Below are 4,446 nucleotides of genomic sequence, written 5' to 3'. Positions count from 1 at the left end.
AATTCTTTTTCCTAAGGGGCAATAGGTAAAGGTTTGGCTTGAATTATCAAAAAAGGTTATCTGGATGAGGCGGTTTTCATAATCATAGGTATAGGATGTATTGTCTTTCTTGATTAGATTGCCATTGTTATCATAGGAATAGCTAATCTCCCCTGCTTTTAAAAGCCTATCTGCGGCATCATAAGTATAGCTTATTGTATTCAAGGAAAGCCTATTTCCAACATTATCATAGGTAAAGGCCTGTTCTTTTCCATTGGGATAGATTACCTTGGTAAGGCGATAGAGGTTGTCATATTCATAGCGGGTTGTCTCGCTTCCCATTGTCATGGTTAGCCGATTTCCTGCAGGGTCATAGGTATAGCTTATCTCAGGAAGGGGAGGATGGGTGAGCTTGGTTAATCTTCCGATGTTGTCATAGGTATAGATTGTGGTTATCCCATTTGCTTGGGTTTTTGATTTAAGAAGCCCATTGGGATAGTATGCATAGCTTGTCTTTTCATTATAGGGATTGGTAAGCTCGGTAAGTTGATTGAGGTTGTTGTAAAGATAGGTGGTTGTTCCCTCAGGAGAGGTCATTGTCCTTCTGTTTCCATTTTTATCATAGCTATAGGCTATTCCTTTGTTTAGGGATGGGATGGTTATATTTTTTATTCTATTTAAGGGGTCGTATAAGAAGTCGGCATTTAATTGGGGGGAATTGAATGAGATAAGGTTTCCTTCTTTATCATAGTTAAATTCTATCTTGCTTGTATCAGGATAGGATATTTCCTTAAGCTCTCCATTATCATAGAAATAGCCAGTAAGGTTATTCTTTGCATCCTTTCTTGAGCTTAAGAAGCAACAGGAATAATTGTAGGTTGTTTTGTTTCCTAAAGGGTCTTTGATCTCAATAAGCCTGTTCTTTTTGTCATAATCATAGGTTCTTTTATGGTTATTGGCATCTATTATGGATAAGAGGTTTGAGAGGGGGTCATAGGTATATCTGGTGATATTTAAAAGGGGGTCTTTTACCTGAATGAGGCGATTTAAAAGGTCATAGGCATATTCTGTCTTATTGTTGTTTGGGTCAATGATTTCTTTTAGATTTCCAACTTTATCATAGCTATATCTGGTAATATTTCCCATCTGGTCTTTTATTTGAATAAGCTTGTTTGTTTTTGAATAGGTATAGGTTATTTTGTTGTTTTCTTGGTCTATTATAGAGATTAGGTTGTTGTCATTATCGTAATTGTAGCTTATCTTGTTTCCTTGAGGGTCTTTTGTTTCTATAAGATTATCAAAGATGTCATAAATAAAGGTTGTTTTGTTGTTGTTCTTGTCAATGAGGGAGATGATGTTTCCTTGGATGTCATATTCATATTGGGTTTTATTACCTAAAGGGTCTTTTAGTGAGATAAGGTTGTTGTAATCATCGTAGGTAAATTCTGTTTTGTTATTGTTTTTGTCCTTTATGGATAAAAGGTTTCCCTCAAGGTCATAGGAATACTCCAAGATGCCTTTTTCATCCTTTATCTTGGTAAGATTTCCATAATCGTCGTATTCATAAAAGGTTGTCTTTCCATCGGGTTCAACCATTGATTTTATTTGGCCATATTCATCATAGGTTCTTTGTTTGGTTGAATTGTCTGGAAATTCTGTCTCAATGAGATTTCCCTTGTTGTCATATTTAAAGCTTGTCTTGTTTCCCTTTGGGTCAATGAATTCCTTTATTCTGTTGTAGTTAGTATAGGAATATCTCCAGATGCCATTTTCGGGGTCTTTTAGCTCAATCATTCTCCTTTGCTCATCGTATTTGTAGGTAAATGAGCCATTGTTTGGGTCAATCCTCTTGGTAATCAGCTTATTCTCGTTTCTTTGGGTAATCCAGATGTTTCCTTCTGGGTCGGTTATCTCTAATGTCTTGTTGTCTTGGTCTTGGAAATAGCCTTCCTTGTAATCGTGGATTGTCTTTTTGTTGTCTTTAGTAAAGGTTGTCTTAAGACCCCTTGTCTTTCCCTCTCCAATGTGTTCGTATTTATAGCTTACTATCCTTCCTGAATCATTTACTTGTTCAACATAGCCATTGGGATAGTATGAGAAAGAGATGCTCCTTTTGTTTGGGTAGATTATCCTAGTAAGCCTATTCTGGTCATACAAGAATTTGTAGGTTCTCTGGATAAAGGTTATTTGAGAGAGGTTTCCTTGGTTGTATGATAATGCTATTGTCCTTTGTTTTGGGGTGGTTACTTTAGAGAGAAAGGAAAGGGAATATTCAAAGGATAGCTTTCTTCCTTGTTTGTCTTTTACTGAGATTAGCTGATTTTCCTTGTTATATTCAAATTCAAGGCAATTTCCATACCTATCCTCTATCTTTGAGATAAGATAAATATGCTCACCCTCTCTTTTTCCCCATCTTTTAATGGTCATTTTGCTATTAGTGGTAATGGTTAAGGGGTCAAGTTTAGTCATAAATGGCTTCTCTAAGGGATAATCAATGTATCTCTGGATGGAATAAGGATGGAAGAAATAATATTTTGTTCCTTTAGGGTCTTCCTTTACAAAGCCATCCTTTGTTCTCTCTATCCTCTCTTTGCTATGGTATGATGAATAGAAGACCTCCTTTCCTTGGTAGTAAAATAAGGATTGATCAGCCTTATAGAGCTTGTATTCTCCCTTTTCAAACACCTTTATCTTAGGAAGAATGGGTTTATTCCTTATGCTTTCGCATCTCCATGCATAATGCCTTGGCTCATCGATGATGTCGGTCCTCAGGTCATTGATGATGTCGGTAGGGTAGATGATAGGTGAAAGGGAGGGAAGGTTTAAAGAGGAAGGAAGCTCATAAGTGGGTTCTGGAGGGGTATAAGAGGGCTCTTGCTTTAAATTTACCAAGCGATAGACCCTGTTTTCCTTTAATTCATAAGGTATGTAATGAAGGGCAATTGAGAGATTATGGATAAAGTTTCTTCCTAATGGTTGGGGGATTTTTGCTTCTCTGTATCGGTTATAGTAGATGGTAAAATCAAGGTTTTCTCTGCCTTTTCCTGGGATTGAGATAAAGGGAAGATTAAGGTTAATCTTTCCTAAGCTTGTATCAATAGTAGGAAGGGGAAGATGGGGGAAGGCAAGGGTTGAGAAAAGAAGGAAAAATAGGACTTTTATCTTCATTTTGCCTCTTTTATTGCTCCTCGGGTTCTCTCACCTTCCGCTACAATCAGATGGGCTATTTCTTTAAGGGTTTCCCTTGTATCATTGTGCATTTCCTTTATCAAGGCTTGAGTATCCTCATGTGCTTGCTTCATCCATCTGCCATTCTTCCAGGTTTGATAGGTAAGAATTCCTGTCAGAATGGCTACCGCTATTCCAAAGACTTCCATTTTATCACCTCAATTTTATCAAAGGCTTTTATCTTAAGTCGCATTTTTTCTTTGCTTTCTCTTTCGTTTTACAATTTGCAATTACCAATTTTCATTGAATTTCAATTTTTTACAATCTCATCAGGCTTCACCTGATACCCCTTCAACACCCCGTCAGACCTTACGGTCGCGAAGCGACGGGGTGTTAGAGGGGTGTCAAACGAAGTTTGATGGGGTGTTCATCCTTTATATCTCCATACCTTTGGTTTAAAACCTTCTTTATTGGCTAAGGTCATTGTGTCCTCGGATAAAGAAAGGAGGTAGATTCCCTTCCTTTCTGCATATTTCTTTGCACCTGCTGAAGGGTTCATAAAGGCAAGGGCTCCGATAAGGTCAAAGTCTTTGTATTCCTCAAAGAATTCATAGAAATTGTTAATGTCCTTCAAAAAATCATTTACATCATCTACCTTTAGGTAGGTCTTTACCTCAACAGGAATTATAATTTTCTTTCCATTTCTCCTTGCAAGATTTATCAGGTCTATCTCTAGCTCCTCTTCACCCTTTTTCTTTCTTACCCTTACAGAGGTTCCCTCAATAGGTATTCCTATGGCATTAAAGATCTTTCCAATAGAAGCAATCGCATAACCTTCGGTTAGTCTTCCCCAGCCATCAGATATTCCTTTTACCAATTTCCTCGTTTTTTCAAATTCCTCATCTGTCTTCTTGAACATAGCCCTTAATTCCTCATCGGTTCTTTTAAGTTGCTCGTCGGTCTTTCTTTGTTGCTCGTCGGTCTTCTTTTGGTCTTCAATAAGGCTTTTAAGTTGCTCATCGGTTTTCTTTTGCTCTTCGCTAAGGCTTTTAATCTGCTCGTCGGTTTTCTTTTGAGCCTCCCTTAATTCTTCCTGGCTCTTTCTAAACTCTTCCTGGCTCTTTCTAAACTCTTCCTGGCTCTTTAAAAGCCTCTCTATCCTTATGTCTACATTATCAAGCCTTTCTTTAACCATTTTTATCGCCTCTCTCATTACATCCCTTTCTTTTACCCTTCAACATTTTATTATATTCCATTTCTTTTATTCCCGTCAATAAAAATTTTTGCTCGTTGTTTTTT

General features: G+C 37.3%; 3 protein-coding genes. All 3 read right to left on the bottom strand.

The annotated features are described in order from the left end of the window. Positions 1-3,147, bottom strand: a 3,147-nt coding sequence (locus AB1397_00770; protein ID MEW6481537.1) for a hypothetical protein, incomplete at its 3' end; no start/stop codon positions are given. Beyond that, a complete protein-coding gene (locus tag AB1397_00765) occupies positions 3,144-3,356 on the bottom strand; it encodes a hypothetical protein (GenBank protein ID MEW6481536.1) in 213 nt (70 codons plus the stop codon). The genes AB1397_00770 and AB1397_00765, both read right to left, overlap by 4 nt. 218 nt (positions 3,357-3,574) lie before the next feature. After that, on the bottom strand, positions 3,575-4,360 hold the full coding sequence (locus AB1397_00760; GenBank protein MEW6481535.1) for a hypothetical protein: 786 nt from the start codon (positions 4,358-4,360) through the stop codon (positions 3,575-3,577). Positions 4,361-4,446: the final 86 nt, after the last annotated feature.

This window comes from bacterium, from assembly GCA_040756715.1.
GTDB lineage: Bacteria > UBA9089 > UBA9088 > UBA9088 > UBA9088 > JBFLYE01.
The sequence above is the reverse complement of the archived record's forward strand: the minus strand, read 5'-3'. Positions and strand labels throughout refer to the sequence as shown.